The sequence below is a fragment of the Marinobacter orientalis genome (assembly GCF_004792665.1).
Classification (GTDB): domain Bacteria; phylum Pseudomonadota; class Gammaproteobacteria; order Pseudomonadales; family Oleiphilaceae; genus Marinobacter; species Marinobacter orientalis.
The window spans coordinates 720,116-746,339 of the sequence record NZ_SRZX01000001.1 but is presented as its reverse complement, the minus strand read 5'-3'; the positions used below and the strand labels follow the sequence as shown (position 1 = coordinate 746,339).

Annotated in this window: 25 protein-coding genes and 1 pseudogene; 16 read left to right on the top strand and 10 right to left on the bottom strand. The window is 58.6% G+C overall.

Features of this window, described 5'->3' with window-relative positions:
* Nucleotides 1-48: 48 nt before the first annotated feature.
* Nucleotides 49-1,023: a DUF3530 family protein gene (locus DIT72_RS03560; RefSeq protein ID WP_135953808.1), complete on the top strand. Its 975-nt coding sequence runs from the start codon at nt 49-51 to the stop codon at nt 1,021-1,023.
* A 9-nt stretch (nt 1,024-1,032) separates the two neighbouring features.
* On the opposite strand, the gene DIT72_RS03555 is transcribed toward DIT72_RS03560, so the two are convergent.
* Genes DIT72_RS03555 through DIT72_RS03545 form a run of 3 tightly spaced genes read right to left on the bottom strand, consistent with a single transcriptional unit; the run spans nt 1,033 to nt 3,506 of the window.
* Nucleotides 1,033-1,788: a DnaJ domain-containing protein gene (locus DIT72_RS03555; RefSeq protein ID WP_135953807.1), complete on the bottom strand. Its 756-nt coding sequence runs from the start codon at nt 1,786-1,788 to the stop codon at nt 1,033-1,035.
* A 3-nt stretch (nt 1,789-1,791) separates the two neighbouring features.
* Nucleotides 1,792-2,472, bottom strand: a complete 681-nt coding sequence (gene murU, locus DIT72_RS03550; RefSeq protein WP_135953806.1) for an N-acetylmuramate alpha-1-phosphate uridylyltransferase MurU — start codon at nt 2,470-2,472, stop codon at nt 1,792-1,794.
* Nucleotides 2,469-3,506, bottom strand: coding sequence for an aminoglycoside phosphotransferase family protein (locus DIT72_RS03545; protein WP_135953805.1), 1,038 nt, complete (start codon nt 3,504-3,506; stop codon nt 2,469-2,471). Before DIT72_RS03545 ends, murU begins: the two co-directional genes overlap by 4 nt.
* Before the next feature lie 284 nt (nt 3,507-3,790).
* Here DIT72_RS03545 and DIT72_RS03540 point away from each other — a divergent pair, with 284 nt between their 5' ends.
* The 9 genes from DIT72_RS03540 (at nt 3,791) to slmA (ending at nt 12,378) form a co-directional block, all read left to right on the top strand.
* Nucleotides 3,791-6,103: an LPS-assembly protein LptD gene (locus tag DIT72_RS03540; RefSeq protein ID WP_228260719.1), complete on the top strand. Its 2,313-nt coding sequence runs from the start codon at nt 3,791-3,793 to the stop codon at nt 6,101-6,103.
* Between the two features lie 64 nt (nt 6,104-6,167).
* Nucleotides 6,168-7,493 carry a peptidylprolyl isomerase gene (locus DIT72_RS03535; RefSeq protein ID WP_135953804.1) on the top strand — a complete coding sequence of 442 codons (1,326 nt, stop codon included), beginning with the start codon at nt 6,168-6,170 and terminating at the stop codon, nt 7,491-7,493.
* On the top strand, nt 7,490-8,491 hold the full coding sequence (gene pdxA / locus DIT72_RS03530; protein WP_135953803.1) for a 4-hydroxythreonine-4-phosphate dehydrogenase PdxA: 1,002 nt from the start codon (nt 7,490-7,492) through the stop codon (nt 8,489-8,491). The genes DIT72_RS03535 and pdxA overlap by 4 nt, the downstream gene beginning before the upstream one ends.
* Nucleotides 8,488-9,318 (top strand): 16S rRNA (adenine(1518)-N(6)/adenine(1519)-N(6))-dimethyltransferase RsmA, encoded by an 831-nt coding sequence (gene rsmA, locus DIT72_RS03525; protein WP_135953802.1) that lies wholly within the window; start codon nt 8,488-8,490, stop codon nt 9,316-9,318. The genes pdxA and rsmA overlap by 4 nt, the downstream gene beginning before the upstream one ends.
* Nucleotides 9,311-10,111 (top strand): symmetrical bis(5'-nucleosyl)-tetraphosphatase, encoded by an 801-nt coding sequence (locus tag DIT72_RS03520; RefSeq protein ID WP_135953801.1) that lies wholly within the window; start codon nt 9,311-9,313, stop codon nt 10,109-10,111. Before rsmA ends, DIT72_RS03520 begins: the two co-directional genes overlap by 8 nt.
* Nucleotides 10,101-10,493: a DUF423 domain-containing protein gene (locus DIT72_RS03515; RefSeq protein WP_407657955.1), complete on the top strand. Its 393-nt coding sequence runs from the start codon at nt 10,101-10,103 to the stop codon at nt 10,491-10,493. Before DIT72_RS03520 ends, DIT72_RS03515 begins: the two co-directional genes overlap by 11 nt.
* A 25-nt stretch (nt 10,494-10,518) precedes the next feature.
* On the top strand, nt 10,519-10,719 hold the full coding sequence (gene thiS / locus DIT72_RS03510) for a sulfur carrier protein ThiS (RefSeq protein ID WP_135953800.1): 201 nt from the start codon (nt 10,519-10,521) through the stop codon (nt 10,717-10,719).
* Between the two features lie 78 nt (nt 10,720-10,797).
* On the top strand, nt 10,798-11,607 hold the full coding sequence (locus tag DIT72_RS03505) for a thiazole synthase (RefSeq protein WP_135953799.1): 810 nt from the start codon (nt 10,798-10,800) through the stop codon (nt 11,605-11,607).
* A gap of 174 nt (nt 11,608-11,781) precedes the next feature.
* Nucleotides 11,782-12,378 carry a nucleoid occlusion factor SlmA gene (gene slmA / locus DIT72_RS03500; RefSeq protein WP_135953798.1) on the top strand — a complete coding sequence of 199 codons (597 nt, stop codon included), beginning with the start codon at nt 11,782-11,784 and terminating at the stop codon, nt 12,376-12,378.
* Nucleotides 12,379-12,476: 98 nt separating this feature from the next.
* Here the strand turns inward: slmA and DIT72_RS03495 are convergent, their stop codons facing one another.
* The 3 genes from DIT72_RS03495 to DIT72_RS03485 all read right to left on the bottom strand — a co-directional run bounded on the left by DIT72_RS03495 (nt 12,477) and on the right by DIT72_RS03485 (nt 15,138).
* Nucleotides 12,477-13,301 carry an inositol monophosphatase family protein gene (locus DIT72_RS03495; RefSeq protein WP_135953797.1) on the bottom strand — a complete coding sequence of 275 codons (825 nt, stop codon included), beginning with the start codon at nt 13,299-13,301 and terminating at the stop codon, nt 12,477-12,479.
* Nucleotides 13,302-13,351: 50 nt separating this feature from the next.
* A complete protein-coding gene (locus tag DIT72_RS03490) occupies nt 13,352-14,647 on the bottom strand; it encodes a pyridoxal phosphate-dependent aminotransferase (protein ID WP_135953796.1) in 1,296 nt (431 codons plus the stop codon).
* Between the two features lie 167 nt (nt 14,648-14,814).
* Entirely contained in the window at nt 14,815-15,138 is a 324-nt protein-coding gene (locus DIT72_RS03485; protein ID WP_135953795.1) for a DUF3301 domain-containing protein, read from the bottom strand.
* A gap of 214 nt (nt 15,139-15,352) precedes the next feature.
* Here DIT72_RS03485 and DIT72_RS18405 point away from each other — a divergent pair, with 214 nt between their 5' ends.
* From DIT72_RS18405 to DIT72_RS03475, 4 genes and pseudogenes are all read left to right on the top strand, one after another.
* The gene (locus tag DIT72_RS18405) at nt 15,353-15,787 is read left to right on the top strand and encodes a PAS domain-containing protein (RefSeq protein ID WP_228260718.1); all 435 of its coding nucleotides are present in this window, start codon (nt 15,353-15,355) and stop codon (nt 15,785-15,787) included.
* A gap of 15 nt (nt 15,788-15,802) precedes the next feature.
* Nucleotides 15,803-16,207, top strand: a pseudogene (locus tag DIT72_RS18495) (GGDEF domain-containing protein); the annotation flags it as partial.
* Nucleotides 16,208-16,228: 21 nt separating this feature from the next.
* Complete coding sequence (locus DIT72_RS03480) at nt 16,229-17,029, top strand: EAL domain-containing protein (protein WP_323053137.1); 801 nt, start codon at nt 16,229-16,231, stop codon at nt 17,027-17,029.
* A gap of 105 nt (nt 17,030-17,134) precedes the next feature.
* On the top strand, nt 17,135-18,115 hold the full coding sequence (locus DIT72_RS03475) for an AraC family transcriptional regulator (protein ID WP_135953794.1): 981 nt from the start codon (nt 17,135-17,137) through the stop codon (nt 18,113-18,115).
* Nucleotides 18,116-18,151: 36 nt separating this feature from the next.
* Here DIT72_RS03475 and DIT72_RS03470 read toward each other — a convergent pair whose 3' ends face one another.
* Together DIT72_RS03470 and DIT72_RS03465 are read right to left on the bottom strand one after the other, a co-directional pair.
* Nucleotides 18,152-21,247 carry an efflux RND transporter permease subunit gene (locus tag DIT72_RS03470; protein WP_135953793.1) on the bottom strand — a complete coding sequence of 1,032 codons (3,096 nt, stop codon included), beginning with the start codon at nt 21,245-21,247 and terminating at the stop codon, nt 18,152-18,154.
* On the bottom strand, nt 21,247-22,350 hold the full coding sequence (locus DIT72_RS03465) for an efflux RND transporter periplasmic adaptor subunit (protein WP_135953792.1): 1,104 nt from the start codon (nt 22,348-22,350) through the stop codon (nt 21,247-21,249). The genes DIT72_RS03470 and DIT72_RS03465 overlap by 1 nt, the downstream gene beginning before the upstream one ends.
* 255 nt (nt 22,351-22,605) lie before the next feature.
* Between DIT72_RS03465 and DIT72_RS03460 the strand changes: the two genes are divergently transcribed.
* Nucleotides 22,606-23,121 carry a DnaJ domain-containing protein gene (locus DIT72_RS03460; RefSeq protein ID WP_135953791.1) on the top strand — a complete coding sequence of 172 codons (516 nt, stop codon included), beginning with the start codon at nt 22,606-22,608 and terminating at the stop codon, nt 23,119-23,121.
* 6 nt (nt 23,122-23,127) lie between these two features.
* On the opposite strand, the gene DIT72_RS03455 is transcribed toward DIT72_RS03460, so the two are convergent.
* On the bottom strand, nt 23,128-23,910 hold the full coding sequence (locus DIT72_RS03455) for a secretin N-terminal domain-containing protein (RefSeq protein ID WP_135953790.1): 783 nt from the start codon (nt 23,908-23,910) through the stop codon (nt 23,128-23,130).
* A gap of 361 nt (nt 23,911-24,271) precedes the next feature.
* On the opposite strand from DIT72_RS03455, the gene DIT72_RS03450 reads away from it, so the two are divergent.
* Entirely contained in the window at nt 24,272-25,330 is a 1,059-nt protein-coding gene (locus DIT72_RS03450) for a 3-deoxy-7-phosphoheptulonate synthase (protein WP_135953789.1), read from the top strand.
* 163 nt (nt 25,331-25,493) lie between these two features.
* Here the strand turns inward: DIT72_RS03450 and DIT72_RS03445 are convergent, their stop codons facing one another.
* Nucleotides 25,494-26,150 carry a LysE family translocator gene (locus tag DIT72_RS03445; protein WP_135953788.1) on the bottom strand — a complete coding sequence of 219 codons (657 nt, stop codon included), beginning with the start codon at nt 26,148-26,150 and terminating at the stop codon, nt 25,494-25,496.
* Between the last annotated feature and the right edge of the window lie 74 nt (nt 26,151-26,224).

Here is a 26,224-nt window from a genome sequence, read left to right as displayed (position 1 = left end):
AGTCTACCAGTTCGATGGTGTTTTTTCGCACGGAATGAGTGACAGCCTGTGAGCAAATGGTCCGGAATCCCGGTTATCCAATTACTGATAATTCTTGCCAGCGGTCTGGTGATTGGCGCCCCGCCTGTGCTGGCACGGGACGATAGTGCGTCGGAAGCCGGGGCGGCAGACACATCTTCCGCCGACCGTAAACGGGGGATGATCTCAACCGGGTTGGATTCAGATGCGATTTCCGCAAAGTGGCCGAATGCCGCCGTATGGCTGGAACCGCCGGAAGAGAAACGGGTGCTGGGCCTGTTTGAGCCGGAAGCAGACACCCCCGCCAGGGGCGCGCTGGTGATTCTCGCCGATGAAGGCCAGTCTGCGGCCTCGGGCCTGGCCGGGGCGTTGCGCCAGCCCATGGCGCGCGCTGGATGGGCAGTGATGACAGTGGGTCTCGAACCGCCACCTTATGCGGTCCAGCAGGCCCGGCGGCAGCAGGCGACAGCCCCCCCGGATGTATCACCGGAGAGCGCCGGCGATACCGAGGCCACAGCGTCTGTGATGATCGATGTGATGGACAGTGTTGATGCGGGTGACCTGGAAGACCGGTATCGGGCCCGCATACAGAAAGTCCTGTCGGTAGCCGTGGCAGAGTTGACAGACCGGGGTTATGACAGGGTAGCCGTCGCCGGTGTTGGCCTGGCGTCGGGCCACGTGGCGCGGATGGCGACCAGCGCTGATGGTGAGGTGTCCGCACTGGTCTGGATTGCGCCGGTATTCACCCGCAGCGATTCGGTCGAGCTGACCGGATGGCTTTCGGGAGCCCGGCAAATCAGGGTGCTGGAGCTCCACAGCTCCCGTGCTATGAACACAGTGGGCGGAGCGGGGCCGGGGTCGCCGGAAGAGCGTGAGGCTGCCTTCCGGCGTGCGGACATTGCAGCCTATACCCGGCAGCCGGTTGCCATGGCAGAACGTCCGGCGCCCCGGAATGCGGCCGCCCTGGCTAACCGGCTTTCTGCCTGGCTCGCCCCGGACCACTAACCGGCGTGTTCAAACCGAGAGACGCTGACTGATCAACTCCCACGCCTGCTGGTATCTCAGCAACCGGTCCTTTGCCCTGGCCAGTTCAATGGGGCTCAGATCCTGCTGCGCCAGCTTGTCCGGATGGCACTCCGAGACTTTTTTGCGGTAGGCCCGCTTGATGATCTCCCGCGAATCCCGGCGGGTAACCCCCAGCAGCTGGCATGCCTGCTCGAACGTGGAAGGACGCGGCTGGGTTTCCGGTTCGGTGATCCAGACCTTGCAGGCATAGCTCTCCAGGATGTCATCGCTGACCCGGATTGGCAGCCCCATCTGATCAATGGCGTCCTCGCAGCGATAGCGTCTGGACCTCTCCGGGCGCCCCTGCAATTGGGCCGCGTGACATAAGCAGATAGCGACACGCAGTGCCGGAGAAGGCCAGATCCGGTGGGTCAACTTGAGGCCAAGGGCCTTCAAGGCGGGGATGCGCTCAGCGGTCTTACCTTTGCGAAAATTGCTGATGGCCTTGCGACGCTGGCGTGGGGACAGTTTCAGAGCCTTCATAAGTGCTTCGGCAAAGCCGACGTCTTTCTCCGTCACCCGTCCCTGCGATTTGGCGATATAGCCGAGGAAAAAGAACAGGCTGCGGCGGCACCAGCCTGGCAGCCGTGTTCTGACCATCAACTCGTTGGCCTGGTGGCCGCAGGCCGCCAATTCTCCGAGCAGTTCGTTAAACTCGGCGTCCATGCGGGCCGGGAGGCTGTTGGTCCTTGAATCAGATGTCATCGCTCAGTCCTCGCCTTCCTTGAGTTTCCGGTCCAGCTCGCGGAGTCGTTCCGGAGTGCCGATATCCATCCATTGTCCGCTATGATACAGGCCCCTCACGCGTTTCCGGGCCATGGCCTCACGCAGGATCGGGGCAAGCCTTCGGGGGCCCGGCACCAGCCCGTCAAAGAGGCGGCGATTGAGCAGGCTGATGCCGGAGAATGTCAGCATGTCCGGCCCCTCTGCCGATACAGTCCCGTCCTGATGCAGGCAGAAGTCCCCGGCCGGGTTGTGGTCAGGATTTCTGGTCATCACCAGCAGGGCGTCGGCGTTGTCCGGTGGGGCCAGTTGCGCCGGGTCAAAGTCACACCAGATGTCGCCATTAACCACCACGAACCAGTCATTCCCGTTTCTGGTCAGAAGCGGCAGCGCCTGGATGATGCCGCCAGCGGTTTCCAGTGGTTCGCTCTCCCGGGAATACTCGATGGCAAGCCCGCAATCATCGCCACTGCCCAACGCTTCCTCGATCTGCATGCCCAGCCAGGCGTGGTTTATGACCAGCTGCCGGAAACCGGCCGTCTTGAGCCGCTCCAGGTGATGTACAATCAGCGGCTTGTCTCCGGCGGGAAGGAGCGGCTTGGGGGTCGTCAATGTCAGCGGTCGCATGCGCTCGCCCCTGCCGGCTGCGAGGATCATCGCTTTCACTGGCCTGAAGTCCCCACGGGGCCGATCTGCTCTTCGATGGCGGGCACGATTGTGTCGGTGAGCCATTCATGGAAGTGACGCAGGGCGGCCTGCCTGCTGCTGGCGTCTACCAGGTAGCCAACGGTGCGGGGGATATCCTTGAGAAATCCGGTCTTGCCATCACGGATCGCCAGCCTGGCGAAGATTCCCGCCGCTTTCAGGTGGCGTTGCATGCCCATGAGTTCCAGCCATTGGCGGAAGGTTTCCCGGTCCGCCTTGTGCAGGCCAGCGTCGGCGCTGAGCACACGAAAGTGTTCGGTCCACTGGCTGATGCGCTCCTCCGGCCAGCGGATGTAACAGTCTTTCAGCAGAGACACCAGATCATAGGTCACTGGCCCGCGCACGGCATCCTGGAAGTCGATCACGCCGGGCCTGTCGGTACCCGGTCGAATCAGCAGGTTGCGGGAATGATAGTCCCTGTGCACAGCCACTTCCGGCTGGGCCAGGGCGCTTTCCCGCAGGAAAGCGAAGGTGGTGTCGAGCAGGGCCCGTTCACCGTTGCCGAGTGCCAGCCCCAGCTTGGCGGTCAGCAACCAGTCCGGGAACAGTGCCATTTCGCGTTCCAGCAGAGCAATGTCATAGGCCGGCAGCGGATAATCGGTCGTGTCTCCAACCTGCTGGATGCGGATCAGCTCATCCATTGCAGCCCCGTACAGCTGGTCGGCATTACCGGCAGTGAGCGCACTGAGCATCAACTGGTCGCCGAAGTCCTCAAGCAGCAGGAAGCCACGGGCCAGGTCCTCATGAACCACATCCGGCACCGCAATACCGAAGCTGCGCCAGTGATGGGCAATGGCCACGAAGGGTCTGCAGTCTTCGTGTTCCGGAGGCGCATCCATCACAATATAAGTCCGGGTTCCGGTGCCATGTGGGTCACCGCTGACCCGGAAATAACGCCGGAAGCTCGCATCCCCGGATACCGGCCGGGGCGTTGCCTGGTCGAAACCGGGAAGGTCTCTGACCCATTGGGTGAGCGTTGTCAGGCGAGTGTCCATGGATTGAGTGGTTTCCTGGCTCAGAAGTTGGTGGCACTGGAACCTTCCGGTTCATGGCGGAAAGTTAGCAGATCAGTATAGAGAGGGTAAAACGGTTTTGCAGCATCGACCGGTTTCCGTTAACAAGCCAAAGGGCGGCGTGTAAACTAGGCCGCTGTTGAACTGCCTCCGACAATGGCAAATCCATCCAGGACAGGAACCATCCCATCGTGCCAGCCCTTCCAAGGAAGCTGCGAATACCGAGGCACCGGCTGCTGCGCTACGCGCGGTGCCGGAGTGCGCTCGTGGCAGGTTGTGCTGTGTTGGCGGTGGTGCCGGCGGCGGCTCAGGAGACCCCCTCTGCGGCAGAGACTGACTGGCGGCCCAGGTCGGAACTGCCGGAGGATTCCCGTCGCGCTCTGCCGGATTTTTGCGAGGGCGGCTATCTGCCCTCCGTTGTGCCGGCGGGTATCAATGGAGAGGTCGCGGATGGCGGCGGGCAGGCACCCTTGCAGGCCAGTGGCCTCAGTGCCCGGTACGAGATTGACCGCGAGCTTTATCTGCGTGGCGATGTCCGCCTGCAACAGGCGGGCTTCCGGGTGACCGGTTCCGAGGCGCGTTACAATCAGGCGACGGGATCGGTTGCTATCGAGGGCCCGCTGACCAGTCGTGGTGAAGGATTCCTGCTGACCGGCGAGCGGGCGGATTACGACGTGAACAGCGGCCTGGTAGATATCAATACCGCGACTTTCCTGTTGCATGGCCCGGAAATGCGGGGCTCTGCCGCGCAGTTGTCCCGTACGGCCGAAGACCAGGTGCAGATACGCCAGGGCTCGCTGACCACCTGCGCCCCCCATAGCAACGACTGGGCGATCGTGGCCTCGGACATTCATCTGGATCAGGGCGAGGGCGTTGGTACTGCCCGGCATGTACGTCTGGAGATCAGCGATATTCCGGTGTTTTACTGGCCTTACGCCAGTTTTCCCATTGATGAGCGCCGCAAGACCGGTTTCCTTTACCCGTCTTTCGGTTCCTCCAATACCGGCAGCGGCGCCTTCCTTTCCGTGCCTTACTATCTGAACCTGGCACCCCATTACGATGCGACCCTGACGCCCCAGTATATCCATGGACGCGGGCTGTTTACCGAGGCCGAAGGGCGTTATCTGAGCAGTCTTGGGGAATCGGTGCTGCAGGTAGGATACGCCGGTAATGACAGCGAGTTTGCGCAGGAGTTTGCCGGTGAAGATGGCGAGCGCTGGGGTCTGGATTTCAGTACCCGGGCGGCTTTTGGCGGGGGCTGGAGTGGCTACGGTGACTATTCGGCAGTCAGTGATGATGATTATCTGAGTGATCTGAACCGCACTCTCGATATCAGCCGCGCGACCCATCTGCAGCGGCGTGGCGGCGTGCGTTACCGGGATTCATCACAGTATTTCGAAACCTACCTTAGCGGTTACCAGACCATCAGTGACTTCATTGCCGATGAAAATGTTCCCTATTCGCAATTGCCGGAAGTTATATACGGTGCCACTGTAGATGCGGGACCCACAGAACTGTCACTGGAAAGTCAGTACACCAATTTCTACCGGGACAATGCCAACCTGACCGGCCTGGATCGTGCCAATGGCCAGCGCCTCAGGATAATACCGGAGGTGGCGCTGCCAATGCGGGCGCTCTGGGGGTACGCGCGGCCATCGGTCAGCGTGGATTACACCCATTACGAACTGGAAGATTACGACCTGCGGGATCCGGGGATCGACCGTACCGTGCCGGTGGCGGAATGGGACTCCGGGCTTTACTTTGACCGTCAGTCCAGTCTCTTTGACATTCCCTACAACCAGACCCTGGAACCACGGCTCTATTACGCCTGGGTGGACGCGGACGCAGACCAGGAATCTATCCCGGATTTTGATACCACCATCCGCTCATTCAGTTTTGACCGGCTGTTCCAGCCCAACCGTTTCAGCGGTGGTGACAGGGTTGGCGATACCAACCAGCTCACAGTTGCACTGACCAGCCGCTTCAATGATCTCCTCACAGGTGCCGAACGGGCCCGATTCAGCCTGGGGCAGGTGTATTACTACGACGATCGCGAGGTGACCCTGGCGGGGCGGGGAGCTTCTGATACCAGCGATTCGCCACTGGCGGGTGAGATGATTCTGCGACCCGTCGATGGGCTGGAAATCCATACCTCCGGGCTTTGGGAGCCGGACACACGTAAAACAGAAGAAGGTCGCAGCCAGCTGGTTTTTCACTCCAGCGACTACCGTTATCTGGCCAGTGTGGGCCACACCTATCGGCGAAATGAATTCGAGCAGTCGGATATCGGAGCCGTTTTTCCGGTCTCAGACCGTGTTAGTCTGATCGGCCGCTGGGTTTACGATTCGCAACTTGAGCGTACAGTCGGCTCGCTGGCGGGGCTGGAATACAATAATTGCTGCTGGAGCGTCCAGCTGGTGCATCAGAACTACTTTACAGACGACCAGGAACTTGAAAGCCGCATTCTGTTCCAAGTACAGCTCAAAGGCCTGGGTGGCAGCGGCGGTTCGTCCGACGAGATATCCGATGCCATCATCGGTTTTGATGAGAGAGAACGACGCCGGTTTGGCGGTCGCTGAGCAATGACAGATCCGGGTACCGGCTGCCCGGCGAAAGGCAGTATTTTTCCATATAGAGGTGACTATGAAGGCGAACCTTCGCCATTGCGCACGAATACTACTGGTACTGATGGCTGTGACCTTATCGGCAACCGTGCAGGCCGAACGCAAACTGCTTGATCAGGTGGTTGCGGTGGTCAATGACGATGTCGTTCTGCAGTCCGAACTGGAAGCCCGGATCAATACCATTGTTGGTCGATTGAGGGCCCAGGGAACCGGCCTGCCGCCGCAGGATGTCCTTGAAGAACGGGTGCTGGAGCAGTTGATTACCGAATCGATACAGCTGCAGATGGCCGAGAGGGCCGGTATGCGCATCAGCGATAACGAGCTCAACGAAACCATGGCCTCCATTGCCCGGCGCAATAACATGACGCTGGAACAGTTTGAGCAGCAGCTGGCTCAGGAAGGGGTTACCTACCGCGAAGCCCGTGAACAGATCCGCAATGAGATGATCACCAGCAGGGTGCAGCAGCGTCAGGTCGGTAATCGTGTTCGGGTAACCGATCGGGAAGTGGAGAATTATCTGGAAGCCACTGCCGGTGACGGCCGCAGCAATGCCGAGTATGAACTCGCTCACATCCTCGTGGAAGTGGACGACTTCAATGATGAAGAGGAGGTCGCCGAGGCCCGGAACAAGATCGAGCGACTGCGCAAAGAAATCCGGGATGGCCGCGATTTCCGCGAAGTTGCCGTGGCTGAGTCCGATGCCAGCAATGCCCTTGAGGGTGGCGATATGGGCTGGCGTGCGGAGAACCGGCTGCCGTCACTGATTGCCGATGTGGTGCCGGATCTGGAACCGGGAACGGTGTCACCGGTTCTGCAGAATAGCAGCGGTTTCCATCTGGTTATGGTCATGGACCGCCGTGGTGGTGAGAAGGCCCAGGTCATTGAACAGTCAAAAGTCCGCCATATCCTTGTGCGTACGTCGGAAACAGTGTCTGAAAGCCAGGCGGAAGAAGCTATCCGGGATATCTATCAACAACTCCAGAACGGAGCGGATTTTGGCGCACTGGCGCGGGAATATTCCGACGACCCGGTATCCGGTTCCGACGGCGGCAACCTCGGTTGGGTCAGTCCGGGCCAGATGGTGCCGGAATTCGAGCAGGCGATGATGCAGGCCGATGTCGGTGAACTCAAGGGGCCGTTCAGGTCACAGTTCGGCTGGCATATTCTGGAAGTTCAGGACCGCCGTCAGCAGGATATCAGCGGTGATCTCAGGGAATCCGAGGCCCGTCAGGCGATTTACCGCCGCAAGTTTGATACCGAACTGCAGAACTGGCTGCGGGAAATCCGTGACGAAGCCTTTATTGAATTCAAGAACGACGATTCCGGAGACACCAGCGAATCATGAGCCGACAGGTCATCCTTGCACTGACAGCTGGCGAGCCGGCCGGCATCGGCCCGGAACTCTGCCTGCAGATGGCACTGGAAGAGCGCTCGCCGGGGATTGTGGTAGTCGCCTGCAAACACCTGCTGCAAGACCGGGCGCGGCTGCTCGGGCTGGATCTGGAACTGCAGGACTGGAACCCCGGCGGCCGGGCAGCCACAGCGGCGGGCCGGCTGTCTGTCATGCATGTCGAGGGATTGGCCTCGACTGACGCCGGCAAGCTCGATCCGGGCAACAGTGCCTACGTACTGGAAACTCTGCGGACCGCCGCCCGGGGCTGCCTTGACGGACTTTTCGACGGCATGGTGACGGCCCCTGTGCACAAGGGTGTGATCAACGATGCCGGCATCGCCTTCAGCGGCCACACAGAATTCCTGCAGGAACTCTGTGGCGTTGAGCGGGTCGTGATGATGCTGGCCACTGACGAACTGCGGGTAGCGCTGGTCACCACGCACCTGCCCCTGAAAGACGTCGCCGCTGCCATTACGCCGGAACGTCTGACCCAGGTTATACGCATCCTCGACGCTGACCTGCGCAAGTTCTTCGGCCTCGAGCACCCCAGAATCCTGGTCGCCGGCCTCAATCCCCATGCTGGTGAGGGCGGCCACCTGGGCCGGGAAGAAATTGACGTCATAGAGCCCACCCTGGACGGACTCCGCCAACAAGGAATAGCCCTGACAGGGCCATTGCCCGCCGACACCCTGTTCACACCTTACTGGCTGGACAGGGCTGACGCAGTGCTGGCGATGTACCACGACCAGGGTCTGCCGGTTCTCAAATTCCAGGGCTTTGGCCGCGCAGTCAACATCACCCTGGGCCTGCCTGTCGTGCGCACTTCCGTCGACCACGGCACCGCTCTCGACCTGGCCGGTACCGGAAAAGCCGATGCCGGCAGCCTGAAAACCGCGATCAGAGTGGGTGAACAAATGGCAACCTCCGCAAAAAGAGAAACCTTCGAGTGAGCAAAAAACACGGCCATCAGGCCAGAAAACGCTTTGGCCAGAATTTCCTCCAGGATCCGGGTGTGATCGAGCGGATCATCCGCGCCATCAACCCCAAGCCGGACGATGCTCTGGTGGAAATCGGCCCCGGCCTCGGCGCCCTCACTGAAGAAATGCTTGCCGTCAATCCCGACCTCCAGGTGGTCGAGCTGGACCGGGATCTGATTCCGGTGCTGAGAACGAAATTCTTCAATTACCCCAATTTACGGATCCACCAGGCCGATGCCCTCAAGTTCGATTTCGGCCAACTGGTGGATGACAGGCCCCTGAGAATCATCGGCAACCTGCCGTACAATATTTCCACGCCATTGATCTTTCACCTGTTGGGGCACTCGGGTGTGGTTCAGGACATGCACTTCATGTTGCAGAAAGAAGTGGTTCAGCGGCTGGCTGCGGTCCCCGGCGACAACAATTACGGCCGGCTGGGCATCATGGCCCAGTACTTCTGCCGCGTGCAGCCACTGTTTGAAGTGGGGCCGGGAGCTTTCCGGCCGGCGCCGAAAGTGGATTCCGCCATTGTCCGCCTGGTGCCCCACAAGACATTGCCGCACCCGGCAAAGGACTACAAACTGTTGCAGGCGGTAGTGCGTACTGCCTTCAGTGCCCGCCGCAAAACACTGCGCAAGGCCCTGGCCGGCATGGTGTCGGTAGAACAGCTCAACAGCATCGGTATCGATGATGGCCTGCGCCCTGAAAACCTGGGCCTGGCGGAGTATGTTGCGATTGCCGACCTGCTGGCGGACAGTAAATCCGAAAGCCACAGTGGCGACGAGGTAAGCCATGACTGACTACGCCATTGGCGACATCCAGGGTTGCTACGAGCGTCTGCGGGACGTTCTTGCCAAGGTCGATTTTTCGCCCTCGCGGGACCGGCTCTGGGTCGCGGGCGACCTGATCAACCGCGGCCCTTCTTCCCTGGAAACCCTGCGTTATATTGAAAGCCTGGGCAGCTCCGCAGTGGTGGTGCTGGGCAACCACGACTTGCACCTGCTGGCTGTTGCCCTGGGCGGTCATGCCCTCAAGAACAAAGACACTCTCGCGGACATTCTTGAAGCGCCAGACCACGAGCACCTTTTCCACTGGCTGCGACAGCAGAACCTGTGTATCCACGATGCCGACCGCAACTTCGTGATGGTCCACGCCGGAATACCCCATATATGGTCAGTGGGTGAAGCAGTCTGTTACGGGCAGGAAGTCGAAGAGGTCATTCGCGGGCCTGAGGCGAAAACCTACTTTGCACAGATGTATGGCAACCGGCCTGAGCGCTGGGATCCACAACTCACCGGCGTGGATCGCTGGCGGGTCATCACCAATTATTTCACCCGCATGCGATTTATTGCCGAAGACGGTACCCTGGAACTCGCCGCCAAGGAATCTGCCGGGTCCGCTCCGGAAGGATTTGCGCCATGGTTCCGTTTCCCTCGCCCGGATGATGTGCGTGTGGTGTTTGGCCACTGGGCCGCCCTGGAGGGGCAGACTGAAAGTAACCGCTTTATCGGGCTGGACACCGGCTGTGTCTGGGGCGGTGTTCTCACCTTGATGAACCTGGATACGGGTGAAAAGATCCATTGTGACTGCTAACAACGCAGGTCTGTTGCGCTTTGCACTGGTTTGCGGCGCTCTGCTTGCCCTGCTGGCCGTCATGGCAGGTGCGTTCGGCGCGCACAGTCTGCGTGGCGTAATCGGCGAGCGGGGTCTTGAAGTTTTCCAGACCGCCGTCACATATCAGATATACCATTCACTGGCACTGATCCTGGTTGCGATACTCCCGGTGGCAGGGCTGTCACGGCATCTACTCGGCATTGCGGCCGGATTCTTTGTCGCCGGTATCCTGTTATTCAGCGGCAGCCTGTACCTTCTGGTGCTTACTGATATGCGCTGGCTCGGGCCGGTGACGCCGGTTGGCGGTGTCAGCTTTATGGTGGGTTGGATACTGGTGGCCGTCGCGGGGCTCAGGCGCTAGAAAAAGAGGTTATGCAGGTAAAACTATGCAGATTCAGGTAAATGGCAATCCCATGGAGCTTCCGGATGACGCCACCGTGGCAGTACTGATCGATCAGTTGGAGCTGTCCGGTAAGCGGCTGGCGGTAGAAGTGAACGAAGACATCGTTCCCCGTAGCCAGCACACGGAGTTCAGCCTGAGCGACGGCGACAGGGTAGAGGTCGTTCATGCCATCGGGGGTGGCTGAGGCCGGCATGGACAGGGCTTCCAAATTCCCGGTTGTGCTTTTTTATTCCGATTTCAATGACAGGTTCAGGTGTTCAGCATGAGTGAGAGTTCCCAAAGACCGCTTCCCGAAGACAGGCCGCTGGAAATTGCCGGCCGGGTATACAACTCGCGCCTGCTGGTTGGCACCGGCAAGTATCGTGACATGACGGAAACCGGCCACGCCATCGAAGCCAGTGGCGCTGAGATTGTCACCTTCGCCGTTCGCCGCACCAATCTTGGCCAGAACCCGGATGAGCCCAACCTGCTGGACGTGGTCTCACCCGACCGCTACACCATGCTGCCGAACACTGCGGGCTGCTACACCGCGAAGGACGCTGTACGAACCTGCAAGCTGGCCCGTGAGCTGCTGGATGGCCACGACCTGGTCAAGCTGGAGGTGCTGGGCGAAGAAAAGACGCTTTACCCGAACATGACCGAGACCCTGGTGGCTGCGGAAGAGCTGATCCGGGACGGTTTCCGGGTCATGGTGTACTGCTCCGACGATCCGTTACTGGCCAAGCGTCTGGAAGAGATGGGGTGCATCGCCATCATGCCCCTGGGCGCACCGATCGGCTCCGGCCTGGGTATCCAGAACCGTTACAACATCCGCCTGATCGCCGAGAATGCGAATGTGCCGGTATTGGTGGATGCGGGTGTAGGCACCGCGTCAGATGCAACGCTGGCCATGGAGCTGGGCTGCGACGGCGTACTGATGAACACCGCCATTGCCCTGGCGCAGGATCCCATCCGCATGGCCAAAGCCATGCGCCTGGCGATAGAGTCCGGCCGCGACGCCTATCTGGCCGGCCGTATGCCGAAGAAGCTATACGCAAGTGCCTCCTCCCCCATTGATGGCACGTTTTTCTGATCTGGGGCACAATCCCGACAATCGATACGGATAGAGGCGGACACGCCCATTCGGGACACGCCGTGAATACGTCCCTGTAGGCTCGTAAAAAACATCCCTGTTTTTTACGGTCCCGAATGGGCGTGCCCGCCTCTATCCGTACTCTCAAGTTAAACAGAGCGCTGCAGTCCTGTTATGACAGAACAAAAACCAAGTCGCCGTGAAGCGATTCTTCATGCCCTTGTGGAACTCCTGGAGAAAGATCCCGGAGCCCGGATAACGACTGCTGGTCTGGCCAGGTCGGTGGGTGTTACCGAGGCGGCGTTGTACCGCCACTTCCCCAGCAAACGGAAAATGTTTGAGGCCCTGATCGAATTTGCCGAGGAAGCCGTGTTTTCCCGTTGCCAGGTGATTTTGCAGGAACAGGAAGACGCACGCGTCCGCCTGCAGCAACTGGTCCATCTGGTGCTGGTGTTTGCCGAACGTAACCCGGGGCTGTGTACGGTTCTGACCGGAGATGCGCTGATGGGCGAGAATGATACCCTGCGCAAACGCGCCTCGCAGTTTTTCGAGCGCCTGGAAACCCAGGTGCGCCAGACGCTCAAGGAAGGTGAGATTCGACAGGGTTTGCGGCCCAGAACCAGTTCTGCCCGGGGCGCGGATTTTGTACTGGTATTTGTTGAGGGCAGGGTGCAGCGGTTTATCCGGTCTTCGTTTACCCGCTTGCCTTCCAGTGATTTTGACGAAGCCTGGGGGCTGGTGGCCGAGACCGTCTGGAGCAACACCGCCTGACCGTAGGTCGGGTTAGGCGAAGCCGTAATCCGACAACTTTGTGCCATTGTTCAGATTGGTTTGTCGGATTACGCTGCGCTAATCCGACCTACGTTCACTCATTCGTAGCCTGATGCCTTGCGCAGAATCTTCCGAACCGGCTCCCAGACCGCTGGTGCCGAAATCAGGATGTCCCTTCCCCAAAGGTCGGCCGGGTAACCTTCCGGTACCTCACCGAAATGTCCTGCTGTTGCGCCTGCTTCCAGGGCGATCAGCCTTGCAGCGGCAAAATCCCAGGGGCTCACATTTTCGTAGTAGATGTCCAGCCTGCCGCAGGCCACCCAGCAGATGTCCAGTGCCGCTGAGCCTATACGGCGCAGGTCCCGGCACTGGTGAATCATGGCGTCGAGGCGATGCATCAGGGGTTCCAGACTGTCCTTGGTGTAGGGGAAGCCGGTGGCGAAGAGGGAATCCCTGGGCACGGTGGCGGCGCTGTGGTGTATGGGGTTGCCATTCAGTGTGGAACCACTGCCGCGAATGGCGCGGAAGGTTTCACCGGCAAAAGGGGCATGCACTACACCTGCCTGAACACGCCCTTTCTCCGCGTATGCGATGGAAACGGCCACCTGGGGATGGCCGTAGGCGTAATTCACGGTGCCGTCGATGGGGTCGACAATCCACAGGGGAGTGTCCAGCTCTTCGGCCTGGCTCAGGTCCGGCATGGTTTCTTCGGAGAGGATACGGTGGTCCGGAAAGCGCTCGTGAATGGCACCGGTAATCATTTTGTCCGCCATCACATCGGCGTGGGTGACCAGTTCTGTCTGTTGCTTGTAGTCGGTGCGCAAAGTGTTTTCGTCACGTTCCCGCTTGACCAGTCTGCCGGCCCTCAGGGCCAGCTCTTCGGCAAAATCCGCAATGGTGGCAATGGCTTCCGGGTCAGACAAAATGGCGCCCTCCGATCAATAAATGAGAACGCCAGTCTAACATGATCCGGTTACAGGGCGGCGAGCCACTGCTCCATCCTGTCCATGGCTTTCACCAGGCGCGGACAGGCGTGATTGACGAAGTCATCGTCCAGTTCCTGCGCGGCGTAATCATTGCCGGCCAGTTGCAGCGCCTCGGCCCCGTCGAAGTCCACGAACGCCAGGCGGGCAGCAAGATGGTCCGGAACAAAGCCGAAATCACTGGCTGGCAGAATGGCGACACCGGTATCCGCCAACAGCGACTGGCATAATGCCTGGCTGGTCTTGATGTCGCGTCGTGCCAGGGCTTCGCGGAAAGCCGAAAAATCCGGGAACAGATAGAACGCGCCCTCGGGCTTCTGTACTACGGCCCCCATCGCGCTCAGCCGGCGGTGCAGGTACTCACCCACTACCTTCAGTATCCGCCGTGACTGCTTGAGGTATTCGTCGAGGTCAGCGCCACCGGTAAATGCAGCAATTGCGGCGTGCTGGATGGGTGCGCTGGTGGCAGTGTAGGTTTCGCTGGCGATGATCGCCATGGCGTTCTGCAGCGGCCGCAGCTCCGGCGGGAAGATAAAGGTACCCAGGCGCCAGCCACCGGCACCAGCCCATTTACTCAGCCCGGTGCTGATGATGGTGCCCTCGGGATAGTAGCGGGCAATCGATTTGTGCTTGCCCTCGAAGTTGACCTCGCCATAGATTTCGTCTGATAGCAGGATCAGCTTGTATTTCCGGGCCACGTTGGCAATGGCCAGTAGCTGATCATCGGTATAGGTGCAGCCAGTGGGGTTGGACGGATAGTTCAGGATCAGTATGCGCGGGCGGGACGGGTCATCACGGCAGATGATATCCAGCTCTTCCGCTGTCAGTTGCCAGTTGTTCTCGGCATGGGTGGGCAACCAGTGAACCGAACGGCCGATGATGCGGGCCTGGGGAGCGTAGGAAACCCAGCTCGGCCGCGGAATAAGAAGGTCGCCGTAATAGGCCAGCTGCAGCATGAACAGCAGTTCCTTGGAGCCCGGGCCGATGAGCACATCTTCCCAGTTGCAATGCATGCGCTCACGACGGTTAATGTAACCGGCGATCGCCTCCCGCAGGGCCTTCAGTCCCTTCACCGGCAGGTAGTCTTTCTCATGGGCATGCTCCCGCAGAGCCGCAACGACCCGTTCCGGCACCGGAAATGGTGACTGTCCAAGCCCCAGTTTGACGATATCCCGACCCTCCGAACGGAGCTGGTTACTTAGCTCGTTGATACGCAGGGTGGCTGAGGGCTGTATGCCCCGCACGTTAAGATTGATGGCATAGCGATGGTCTGTCTGGATATCCATGGTTCCGGTCTGTTGTCTGATTGGGTAATAGGGCGAAGTATAGAAAACCCTGGGAGAATCTGTACGCTCCGACTGATAGGTGATTTCCGCAGGGTTGATGGAAGCGTGACCCGGATCAAACGTGGAAACCTACAGAAACTTCAGGCAACTGATATTTGGCTGTCGGACTAAAGATCCGGCCCGAAGCGGTGGGGCTCCAGTTCCATATGAATAATACGCTGGCCGAGCATGATAATGCGGCCGTTATAGCGTTCTTCACCGGTTGACGTGAAGTCAAAAAGGAACCGTCGCCACACACGGATACGGCCGTTGCTGTCCCGCTTGAACCAGAGGCCCCGGAGATACACAGCCTCGTCCAGCAGCATCACGTCCATCCTTTTGCAGTAGCTTCTGGCTGCCTGCAGCACGTAGTCCTTGATGGCCTTGGCTCGCCACCAGTACCAGACAGCGAAGCCGGCAACAAACAACCAGAACAGGTTTCCAAGAGTCACAGTAACGGCGATCTTCCAGTTTCAAGAGACAGGGTGGACAGCCAGCCTACCTTATTGCGCCGGCACGGGGAATCGCTGCCTGACTTCTTGTGCTTTCGTCTTAACAATGGCGTTTTTGCAATATATGGCTAGGTTCGCGATTTATAACCCTTATGCTGATGACTGGAACTGGTCTGACCACATTCTGGGAATGCTGGAACGGAGCGAGCAGTGCATGCAGCTATTACAACAAAAAGATTTCAAAGCATTGGTGGATAATCACCCCAGAGCGATCATGCTGTCGACAACAGAGCCGAGAATTGCCTACGTTAACCGGATGTTTCGCGCGGTAACCGGATATCAGGCAGACGAAGTTCTCGGGGAGGCGCCCTCGCTGCTCAGCTCGGGAATGCATTCGTCCGAGTTTTACCAGGCCATGTGGGACAGCATTGACCATCAGGGGCGTTGGGAGGGGCTGATCTGGAACCGGCGCAAGAACGGTGAGACCTATCCCCAATGGTTGACGATCTATCCAGTGGAGCATGATGACCGACGCTTCTATGCTGGCGTTTTCATGGACGTTGGCGACATTACCGCCGGCGACGAGCGCCTGGCATCTCTGGCTTACTACGATCCACTGACCGAACTGCCAAACCGCTCGCTGTTCTAGGAATTCCTCAAGGCGCGGGTGTCCCGGCGGGAGTGGGAAAACTGCCGTTTTGCAGTGCTCTATGTGGATCTTGATTTTTTCAAGTCAGTCAATGATCTGCATGGTCACGACTGCGGTGACCGGGTTTTGCAACAGGCAGCGCTGTCTATCCAGCGTGTGCTCAGGCGGGGTGACGTAGTGGCCCGGCTTTCCGGCGACGAATTCGCAGCCATCATCGAGCTGCAATCGGATGACGATCTGGCGCGTGTATGCCAGCGCATGACCCAAAGCTTCCAGGCCCCGGTAGTGGTCGATCATCGGGAGTTTTTCATCTCGGCCTCCGTCGGCGTTGCCGTTTACCCTGAGCATGGTAAAACCGCTAGCAGTCTGCTGCAGAATGCGGATCGTGCCATGTATACCGCGAAACTGGCCGGTCGGGCCTGTTATCGGGTTTACAGTGCCGTGGATACGGAGCAGGGCCGGTATGAACAGCGTCTTTCTGAAGCGTTAATTGCATCTCTGAAAACGACTCCGGAAGAGTTCAGCGTTGTCTATCAGCCCCAATATCGACTGGAAACAGGGAAGATTGCCGGGCTGGAGGTGCTGATACGCTGGAATCATCCGGAATTTGGCGCGGTTTCACCTGGTGATTTTGTTCCCATCGCCGAGCAACGGGGACATATACATGAACTGACTGAGCATCTCGTGCGGTGTATTCTCGCGGATTTACCGGAGGCCCCGGGGAGTCTGCCCGAAGGGCTTTGCCTGGCGATCAATATTTCGGCCCGTCAGATTACCGATAACCGTCTTGACAGCCTGCTCGATCCGCTATTTGATCGCATTCGCAGTCTGGGCTGGCGGTCTGAAATCGAGATTACCGAAACCCACCTGATGAACCTGTCCACGCGGTGCCTCAATCGCCTGCGAAGATTGGGCGAGAAGGGCGTGATTATCGCTATTGATGATTTCGGGAAGGGCTATTCGTCGCTTGCTTATCTGCATACATTACCCGTACAGGTTCTCAAGATTGACCGGCAGTTTATTCGGCGCCTGGGAGGAAAGTCTCCGGATTCGAGAATTGTCTCGGCGATTCTGGGCATTGCCGAGGCGCTTGATCTGGAAGTTGTAGCCGAGGGTATAGAGAACAGCGGCCAGTACACGAAGCTGCGTGAACTGAAGTGTCACCGGGGCCAGGGGTTTTTTCTGGCCAGACCCCGACCGTGGCTGGCATTAAACGGAGCATTTATTGATGCCAGTCAATAAATGGATAGCTCCAAAGCGGGTTTCATGGGGTTTTGCAACATCTGGCTAGGTGCTGTGTCCGAATTGACCTAAAACAAGGGCACAATCACCTTCCCCCCGGATCCTATGCCAAATACAGTACCAACACTGGAACTTGATGCCTATCTGCGACTCAATCGGGCATCACTCGGAGAGTGGCTTGTGGCCATCCGGGAAATCTCCGGTTGTGAGGACATGGCGTGCCGCTTGCATCGCGGGAGTGGTCCTGCTGGTGCTCTGTCGGCTCTGGAGACCGGCCAGGGCTGCATCCTCTGTATTTATGCCTGCCAGGGCATGGATATTACCGGTTGCCGTGGGGTCGACCCGGTTCTGTTGCTACCACTGGCCGGCGAGCCCGAGATAGCTTTGAGAGACGGTCGCTGGCAGCCGTTGGCACAGTTGACATTTGCCCATCCCGAAGATCGCTTTCATATGCGGGTGCCGGAATCCGGCCGGGTGATGATCCTGCGGCCGAAGGCAGGCAGTCTGGACAATCTGGCCACCGTTAATGGCGGCTGGCAACTGTCTGCCTGTCAGCAACTGATTGACTGTTACCTGCACCGTTCGCCGTTTTTCCGGGACGACAATCACGCCAGGCTGATGACCAGCGAGCTTTTTTGCCAGCTCAGCCGGGTTGCACAGGAAGAATCAATACCTGTGTGTGACTGTTCCGGGCTTGACCGTCGGTTACTTCGTGCGGTTGAAAAGATCAGGCGGGAACCGGACTGGGATTTCAACCTCAGGGAATTGGCCAGTCATGCCGGTGTCAGTGAGCGCAACCTGTACTACCTGATGAAGCGGGAAGCAAGCATCACACCCTACCGGCTATACCAGCGTAACCGGCTGGTGAGAGTGAGGTATCGCCTGGTGGATTGTCAGTGCACGGTGCCGCACATCTCGTGGTACGCAGCCGACGAGGGCTTTTCCCATCTTGGCCGGTTTGCCGCCCTGTACCGGGAGCACTTCGGGGAATTGCCCAGTGAAACCGTACAATGGCGGCGCAACCTGCAGACCGTTGAAAAAGAACCGTCGGGACCGTCTTTCACCTTTACTGAATTGCAGAACTGAAAAAGCCCGGCGCAGTTCAACACGGCCGGGCTCTGTTCAGTGGGCCGTCGCCGGCCTGCCATCGCCGTCTTCACCGGAATTGTCCGAATACTGGTCGGCGGCAGAGCCGTGATGGTCACGGCCCAGCAGGATGTAGAACGCCGGCAGTACAAAGATGGTGAACAAAGTGCCGATGCCAAGGCCGGCACTGATTGTCAGGCCAATGGCAAAGCGGCTTTCGGCGCCCGGACCAACGGCGATCAGGAGTGGCACCATGGCAAAAATCAGCGCCAGGGAGGTCATGATGATCGGACGCAGGCGGATGGCCGCAGCCTCGATCACCGCATCCCGTTTGCTCAATCCACGGTCGACCTGAAGCTGGTTGGCAAATTCCACAATCAGTATGCCGTTTTTCGACACCACCCCTATCAGTGTGATCAGCCCTACCTGTGTGTAGATATTCATGGTAGCGAATCCAAGCACGATAAACGCCATGGCGCCGGCAACCGACATGGGTACGGATACCAGGATAATGAACGGATCCCGCCAGCTTTCAAACTGGGCCGCCAGCACCAGGTAAATCACCAGCAGTGACAGGAAGAAGGTCACCATCAACGCGCTGCCCTGATTGGCAAATTGCCGGGACTCACCCGTGTAGTCGAAAGAGAAGCCCTGGGGGAAGCTCTCGTCAGCGGCAGTTTCCATGAAGGCCATGGCATCGCCGACGGTGACTCCCGGTGCAACCACACCTTCGAGGGTCAGCGAATTCAACTGGTTGAACTGGGTTCGCTGGGATGGCTCAACGGTCTTGTCGAAACTGATCACACTGGAAAGCGGTACCAGTTCGCCGTTGTCTGCGCGGATGTAGTAGTCGTTCAGCGCCTCTTTATCCATGCGGAACTGCTGAGCCACCTGGGGGATCACCTGGTAGGACCGGCCCTCCATGTTGAAGCGGTTGATGTAACCGCCCCCCAGCATGCTGGACATGGTCTGGCCGATGTCCTGCATCGACAGACCGAGGTCGGCGACCCTGTCCCGGTCCACCTTGATCTGGTTAACCGGTCGGTCAAAATCGATGGACTTCTGCAGGAACATGAAATTACCACTCTGCATGGCCTTGCCCTGAAGTTCGTTGGCAACCTCATTCAGCTGCTCGTAGCTGTCACCGGTGGTGATCACGAACTGGAACGGCAGGCCGCCGCCGGAGCCCGGCAGTGAAGGTCGAGGGAATACGGCAGTCTGCAGGCCGGTGACGTTTTTCAACTCTTTGTCCAGCAAAGGCTGGGCTTCAAACTGGCTGATATCGCGATCGCCCCAGGGCTTCATCTTGAAACCGCCGAAGACGGCGTTGGGGCCGGTAATACCAAGGATCATGAAATCCTCGTTGTAACCGGGCACTGTTGACATCCGCTGCTGAATTTCATCGCCGTGTTCCTGTAGGTAATCGAGGGTCGATGTCTGGGGACCGCTTCCCTGGTAAAAAAGGATACCCTGATCTTCAGTCGGTGCCAGCTCGCTCTGGCTCATGTTGACCATGAAATAGATGGAACCAAGCACCACAATGGCAAAAAAGACCACCACCGATTTAGTGTCCATCAGCGAGCTGAGAGCACTTTTGTAGCTGTTGGCAAGCCCACCGAAGCTGCGCTCAACCAGCTGTTCGAAGCGGCCCGGGTTGCCATGGGGCTTGAGGACCTTGCCGGCCAGCATAGGGGACAGCGTCAACGCGACGATGCCGGAAATGACAACAGTCCCCGCCAGGGTGAAGGCAAATTCAGTAAACAGCGAACCCACCAGTCCGCCCATGAAACCGATGGGCGCATAAACCGCCACCAGAGTGGTGGTCATGGCGATAATGGGGGTGGCCATTTCCCGGGCGCCGTTAATGGCCGCGTCAAAACGGGATTCGCCGGACTCGATATGGCGGTGAACGTTCTCCACCATGATAATGGCGTCGTCCACCACCAGGCCGATCGCAAGAACCATTGACAAAAGCGTCAGCAGGTTCAGGGAAAAACCCATCAACAGCATCAGGAACGCGCCGCCGATCAGCGACAGCGGGACGGCGACGGACGGCACTACAGCGGCGCGAATGGAGCCAAGACACAGGAACACCACTACCAGAACAATAACCAGCGCTTCGAGCAGTGTCTTGATGACTTCCTTGATGGAATTATCGATAAAGTCCGAGGCATCATAGGCGAGTCGCACGTTGAGACCTGAGGGCAACTGGCTTTCAATTGCAGGCAACTCGTCTTTCACTTTCGTGGCTACGGTAAGGGGGTTGGCGCCGGGAGACAGTTCGATAGCCACGTAGGTGGCTGGCTTGCCCTTGTACAGGGCAAGCTGATCATAGGTTTCGGACCCCAGCTCAACCCGGGCAATGTCCCGCAGGCGGATCAGCGTCCCGTCGGATTCCTTGACCACCAGGTCCTTGAACTGGTCCGGATCACCCACATCGGTGTTGCTGGTCATGCTGATTTCGGTGTACTTGCCCTTGGTATTGCCGACAGCCGCCTGGTAGTTGTTCCTCAATAGTACGTTCACCACCTCCTGTGGTGTCATATCCACGGCGGCAAGACGTTCCGGGTTGAGCCACACCCGCAGGGCAAAGTTGCGTCCCAGCAGCTCGGCTTTACCCACACCGGCCAACGCCTGCAGTTTCGGCTGTACCACCCGGGTCAGATAGTCGGTTATCTGGGGTACTGCGAGTTCGTCACTGTAGAAAGCGATGTACATCAGCGCCGTGGAATCGCCGGTGGTCGAGGTGATGACAGGATCCTGCGCAGCCTGGGGCAGCACGTTGCGCTGGCTCGCTACCTTGGCCTGAATCTCTGCGAGTGCGGCGTTGGCGTCGTAGTTCAGTTCCATCTTGGCGGCGATGGTGGACTGGCCCTGGGAGCTGGTGGACGTCAGATAATCAATGCCACTGGCCTCGGCGATCGCCTGTTGTAGTGGCGTGGTGATAAACCCTTTGACCAGATCGGAACTTGCGCCGGGGTAGGCGGTAGTGACGGTCACCGTCGTACTTTCCAGCTCCGGATACTGGCGTATCTCCATCTCCAGGGCCGCCCGGGCGCCCAGCAGCAGTATCAGCAGGCTGACGACGGTGGCGAGGACCGGTCGCTGAACGAATATATCGGTGAAACGCATTACTCGGACGCCTCCGCCGGCTTGTCGCTATCGTCCTGAACCTCGACCCGCTGTTCCGCGCGCAGTCTCAACAGGCCCTTGGACACAACCTGTTCACCGTCTTCCAAGCCGTCGGTTACGGCAACGCGGCCATCACGGCTATTGCCCGTCTGCACAGTACGCCGGTTAACGATCAGTTCACCATCGTCATTTTCTGCCACAACGAAGACAAAATCGCCGTATGTATTGTAGGAAATAGCGGTACGGGGCACGGTAACAACCTCACGATCCTCCGGTTGCCGGGTGGAGATCGTGGCAAACATGCCGGGGCGCAGCAGGTTGTCCTCGTTTTCCAGCGTGGCGCGAATGCGCACAGTGCGGGTCTGAGGATTGACGGAGGTGTTGATGGCGCTTACCTTGCCTTCGAAGGTGCGCTCGGGAACGGCGGCAACCGTTGCCACCACGTCATAGTTACGGTCAACCTTCGACAGGTCTTTTTCCGAGAGGGTGTAATCCACGTAGATCGGGTTAAGCATATTGATTTCGACAATGGACGTGCCAGTGCCGATATATTCACCCTGGTCAATCAGGCGCAGACCCAGTTTGCCGTCAAACGGCGCACGGATAACCTTCTTGCTCAACTGGGCTTCGGCTTCATTGACGCGGGCGCGGGCGGCATCGAAGTTGGCCTTGACTTCATCATACTGGGATTGGGAGACAGCGCGCTTGGGCAGCAGATCAGAGACCCTTTTGAATTCCTGCTCGGCCAGTTGCGCCTCTGCCCGGCGCGTGCGCAAGGCAGCTTCATCAATGGCAGCGTCAAGCCGGATCAGAACGTCCCCCTTTTGTACTTCATCACCTGACTCAAAGCTGATGGTTTCAACAACACCGGGCACCTCGTTGGCAACTTCGATGCCGTTTATGGATTCAACGCTGCCAACAGCCTTGAGCTCAGGCGTCCAGCTTTCGGTGTGCGCAACGGTCGCAGAAATTTTTGCGGGCGGTTGCGGTTTGGAAGACTGCTCTTCCATCTGGCCGAACTGGTAGAATTTGTAACCGAAAATGCCGCCAAGTACGACACCGAGAAAGATGATTACAATCAGGAAGCGGGAGGCCGTGCGCATAGTTCAGGTCCTGGGTCGTATGTCTGTTGCAGGTGATCGTGTCAGTTCCGTAGGCTCGGGTCATCTGCCTTGATGACGGGGACGCCCGGCGAGATGGTGTTATTGCGTCAACTGGACAAATTGTAAAGAATAGCATCCTATACAATGCAGACGGGTACTGTCACCGATTTGTCAGTAAATATGCGTACAATTACTGTTTCGGTCCTCGGGGCTCAGGCCCTGCAATACGACCAGGATGCCGATAAGGATTAGCGAATGCACTGGATTCTTGGTCTTGCCCTTGCGGCGGCCGCTTTTATTATACTGAAACAGTGGGGGGCGTTAACCCCCGAAAGAAAGAAAGCGGCGACCTGGAAGGTCATTCTGGTCGGGGGCGGTACCCTGCTTGTATTCATGGTACTGACCGGCCGTGTTCATGTGCTGACCGCCGCCGTTGCTGCACTCTTGCCCCTGTTGAGGAAGCTGCCTGCGCTACTCAAATTTGCGCCCATGATCAGTCGGGTTTTTGGTCAGGGCCAGAGCCAGGGCGAAGGCGATAAAGACGAAGAAGCGGCCCGTGGCGGGAGCAATCAGGTGCCGGCCAGCTCTGACGGGATGTCGCCCAGAGAGGCGTGCGAGATTCTCGGAGTTGCTCCGCAAAGCACGCGTGAAGAGGTCATTCAGGCCCATCGGCGGCTGATACAGAAGCTGCATCCTGACCGCGGTGGTAATGATTATCTGGCGGCGAAAATCAATGAGGCCAAGTCCGTGTTGCTCAAACACCAGGCCTGATCAACCTCAGAGCACCTCCACTTTTACTTCGAACGCCTGATTCCGCTGCGTGTCGCCACTGGTCTGGTAGGTAATTCCGGATTGTTCACCGGCACGTTGCTGACGGGTGCTGCCAAGTTCCACCCATTCACCCGGCTCAACCCGGCGGATTGTCATTACTGCTTCGGTTTCATAGCCGGGCATGTCTCCCTCAGGATCCTCTTCGAAGGAAACGATGTTCAGTTCAACGGCCTGGTCAGAGATGACCTGAGGACTGACCAGAAACCCGCTGCGGGTTTCCACCTGGTCCAGAAAAGCCGCCGGATTGCGGCCACCGCGAATCGCAACCGGTACAGTACGGACCTGCCCGGAGGTAATGTGAGCAGACTGGCCATCCTGAACTACCAGGGTGCGTTCCTGGTTACGCCGGGTGGTGGTGACCTTGCGCTCTGCGTTTATACCAATCTGATTATTGCCGACAGAGACACCGGCGCCACCACTTTTGCTATCGACATTGTTGCGGGAGCGAACCGTGATGCGCATCTGCGCCGGCGCCACGTCCATGGTTTCCACCAGCATCCCGATTTCATCCAGTACTGATGGCTCGCCACGGACCACCATTTGTTGTCCGCGGGCGGTAATCGCCACCTGCCCGTCCGGGTAGAGTTCGCGTATCTGCCCGGCAACGTCCCCGGCGGAGCGCTGGTCCATCTGATAGGTGCGGGCCTCGGGCTCTGCCGCAATGGCCCCGGAGAACAGCAGTAGCAATGTCAAAAGCACCGTTGTGGGCCATACAGTTCGAGTGCTCATCGAAAACTCCACGACAGGTTTGGGCGGAAATTCCGTAAAATCCGGATTTACGGGTTGCAAACCGCGAATCCGGGGATATATATTGGAAAGCATGAAGACGACACACACGGCCTGTCAATTGAATGTTCTGCAAGCTTTCGGAGAAAAACCGATGGCGGCAGTTAATGCTGTGTTTTTCTGGTGGTTTGGTTATGGCTTTTATTTTAGCCAGAGCCGGGGCCGCCCATAGGATCTTCATCGACCGAATAACGAGGAAGGCAGCCCGGCAGAAACCCAGGCTGCCACCGGACTCAAAAAGCCCCGACTGGTAGCCCAGCCGGGGCTTTTCTGATTCTGACACAGGGAAACGGGAACACTGACCATGAACATGTCGCTGAATATCGAGACACCGAAAGAGGCGAGCCAGCCCACCCGGACAGATCGCGCAAGCGGTGAGATTCGGCTGCCGACGCCGGCGGAACTTCGCGCCAGCCTGCCCTTACCCACCGAGGTGCGGGCCCAGATACAGCGGCACCGCGAATCCATTCGTCGTGTACTGCACGGTGAGGATTCAAGAACGATAGTGGTTATCGGCCCCTGCTCCATACACGATGAAGTGGCGGCATTGGAATATGGCGAGAAGCTGAAAAAGCTGGCGGACGATGTCAGTGACCGCTTCCTGATCATTATGCGTGCCTACCTCGAAAAGCCCCGTACCACCGTCGGCTGGAAAGGCCTGCTCTACGATCCCGAACGCACGGGCACCGGCGACCTCAACGAAGGCCTCCTGCGCTCCCGCCGCCTGTTGCTGAACCTCTCTGACATGGGCCTCCCTCTGGCTACCGAAGCCCTCAGCCCGTTTGCCATGGACTACCTCGGCGACCTGGTGAGCTGGGCCGCCATTGGCGCCCGCACCACCGAGTCCCAGGTTCACCGGGAGCTGGTCAGCGGCCTGCCCATGCCGACGGGCTTCAAGAACGGCACGGACGGCAGCATTGGCCCAGCCATCAACGCGATGAAATCGGCAGCCCATCCCCATCACTGTTTCGGCGTTGGAATTAATGGCTCCCCTGCGATGATCACAACACAGGGCAACCCCGATACCCACCTTGTTTTACGTGGTGGACGGGGTATTACCAATTACGATGCCGATAGTATCCGGGAAGCGATGGACGCCCTGTCCACTGCGGGCGTCTCTGCTTCAGTGATGGTTGATTGCAGCCACGACAACGCCCGGAAACAGTCGTCGCGACAACTTGAGATTGCCCGGGAAGTGATGAGCCAGAAACGCACAGGTAACCGGAATATCGCGGGTTTGATGTTGGAAAGTTTTCTTGAAGAAGGCCGTCAGAATGATAGTAACGATCTGGTTTACGGGTGTTCCCTGACCGATCCCTGTATCAGCTGGGAGCAAACCGAAGAGCTGTTGCGTGGCCTGTGAATCCGGATTTAGTGTATGCGCCGGTCTGAAGGCCTCTTCCAGAACACGCCCGTAAATACGTCCATGTAGGGCTCGGTCGCGCCATCCCTGGCGCTCCACGGTTCTGGAAGAGGCCTTCAGAATGGCGCCCGGGCTTTATCGGTTTATCCCTTGGCATTTCGGGTTACTCTTTACCCTGAATACTCCCTTCTCCGGAAACCGTTGAAAACAGCAACTGTCCTGCCAGCAACAGTAAGACGCCGCCCATCAGGCGGTCCAGCCAGTAGCCGAAGCGGTTAAACGCCTTGCGGATCCGGGGCAGTGTGAAGAACACCGCTACCGCCATGAACCACAGTCCCGTTGCTACCGCCATGTAGATACCGTAGGCGGACTGGATCGCGATCGGTGTGCCCGGGCTGATGATTACAGAGAATAGCGACACGAAGAACAGCGTGGCTTTCGGGTTCAGAGCGTTGGTAAGAAAGCCCAGGCGATAGGCTGAAAAACCGGATTGCGGTTCCCCGTTGGTGGTCTCCACATGGACGCCGCCGGCTTTTGAGCGCAGGCACTGGATGGCAATCCAGGTAAGGTACACCGCGCCGACAACCTTGAGAATGCTGAACAGTACCAGGGATTGCTGGATGATCAGTCCGATGCCCAGCAGGGAATAGCCCACGTGAATGAGTATGCCCGTGCCGATGCCAAACGCGGTCAGAAGAGCGTTACGTCGGCTTTGGCACAGGGCCTGGCGAAGCATCACTGCGAAGTCCGGGCCGGGGCTGGCGACGGCAAGGAAGTGGATGATGGCAACGGTAATGAACTCCGGCCAGTAATTGGGCATGTCTGGTTGTCTCCACGGCGGATTTGCGGGCAGGGTGTCAGTCTAGAAGGCCGGGATCAAAAAGTCCTGTGCCG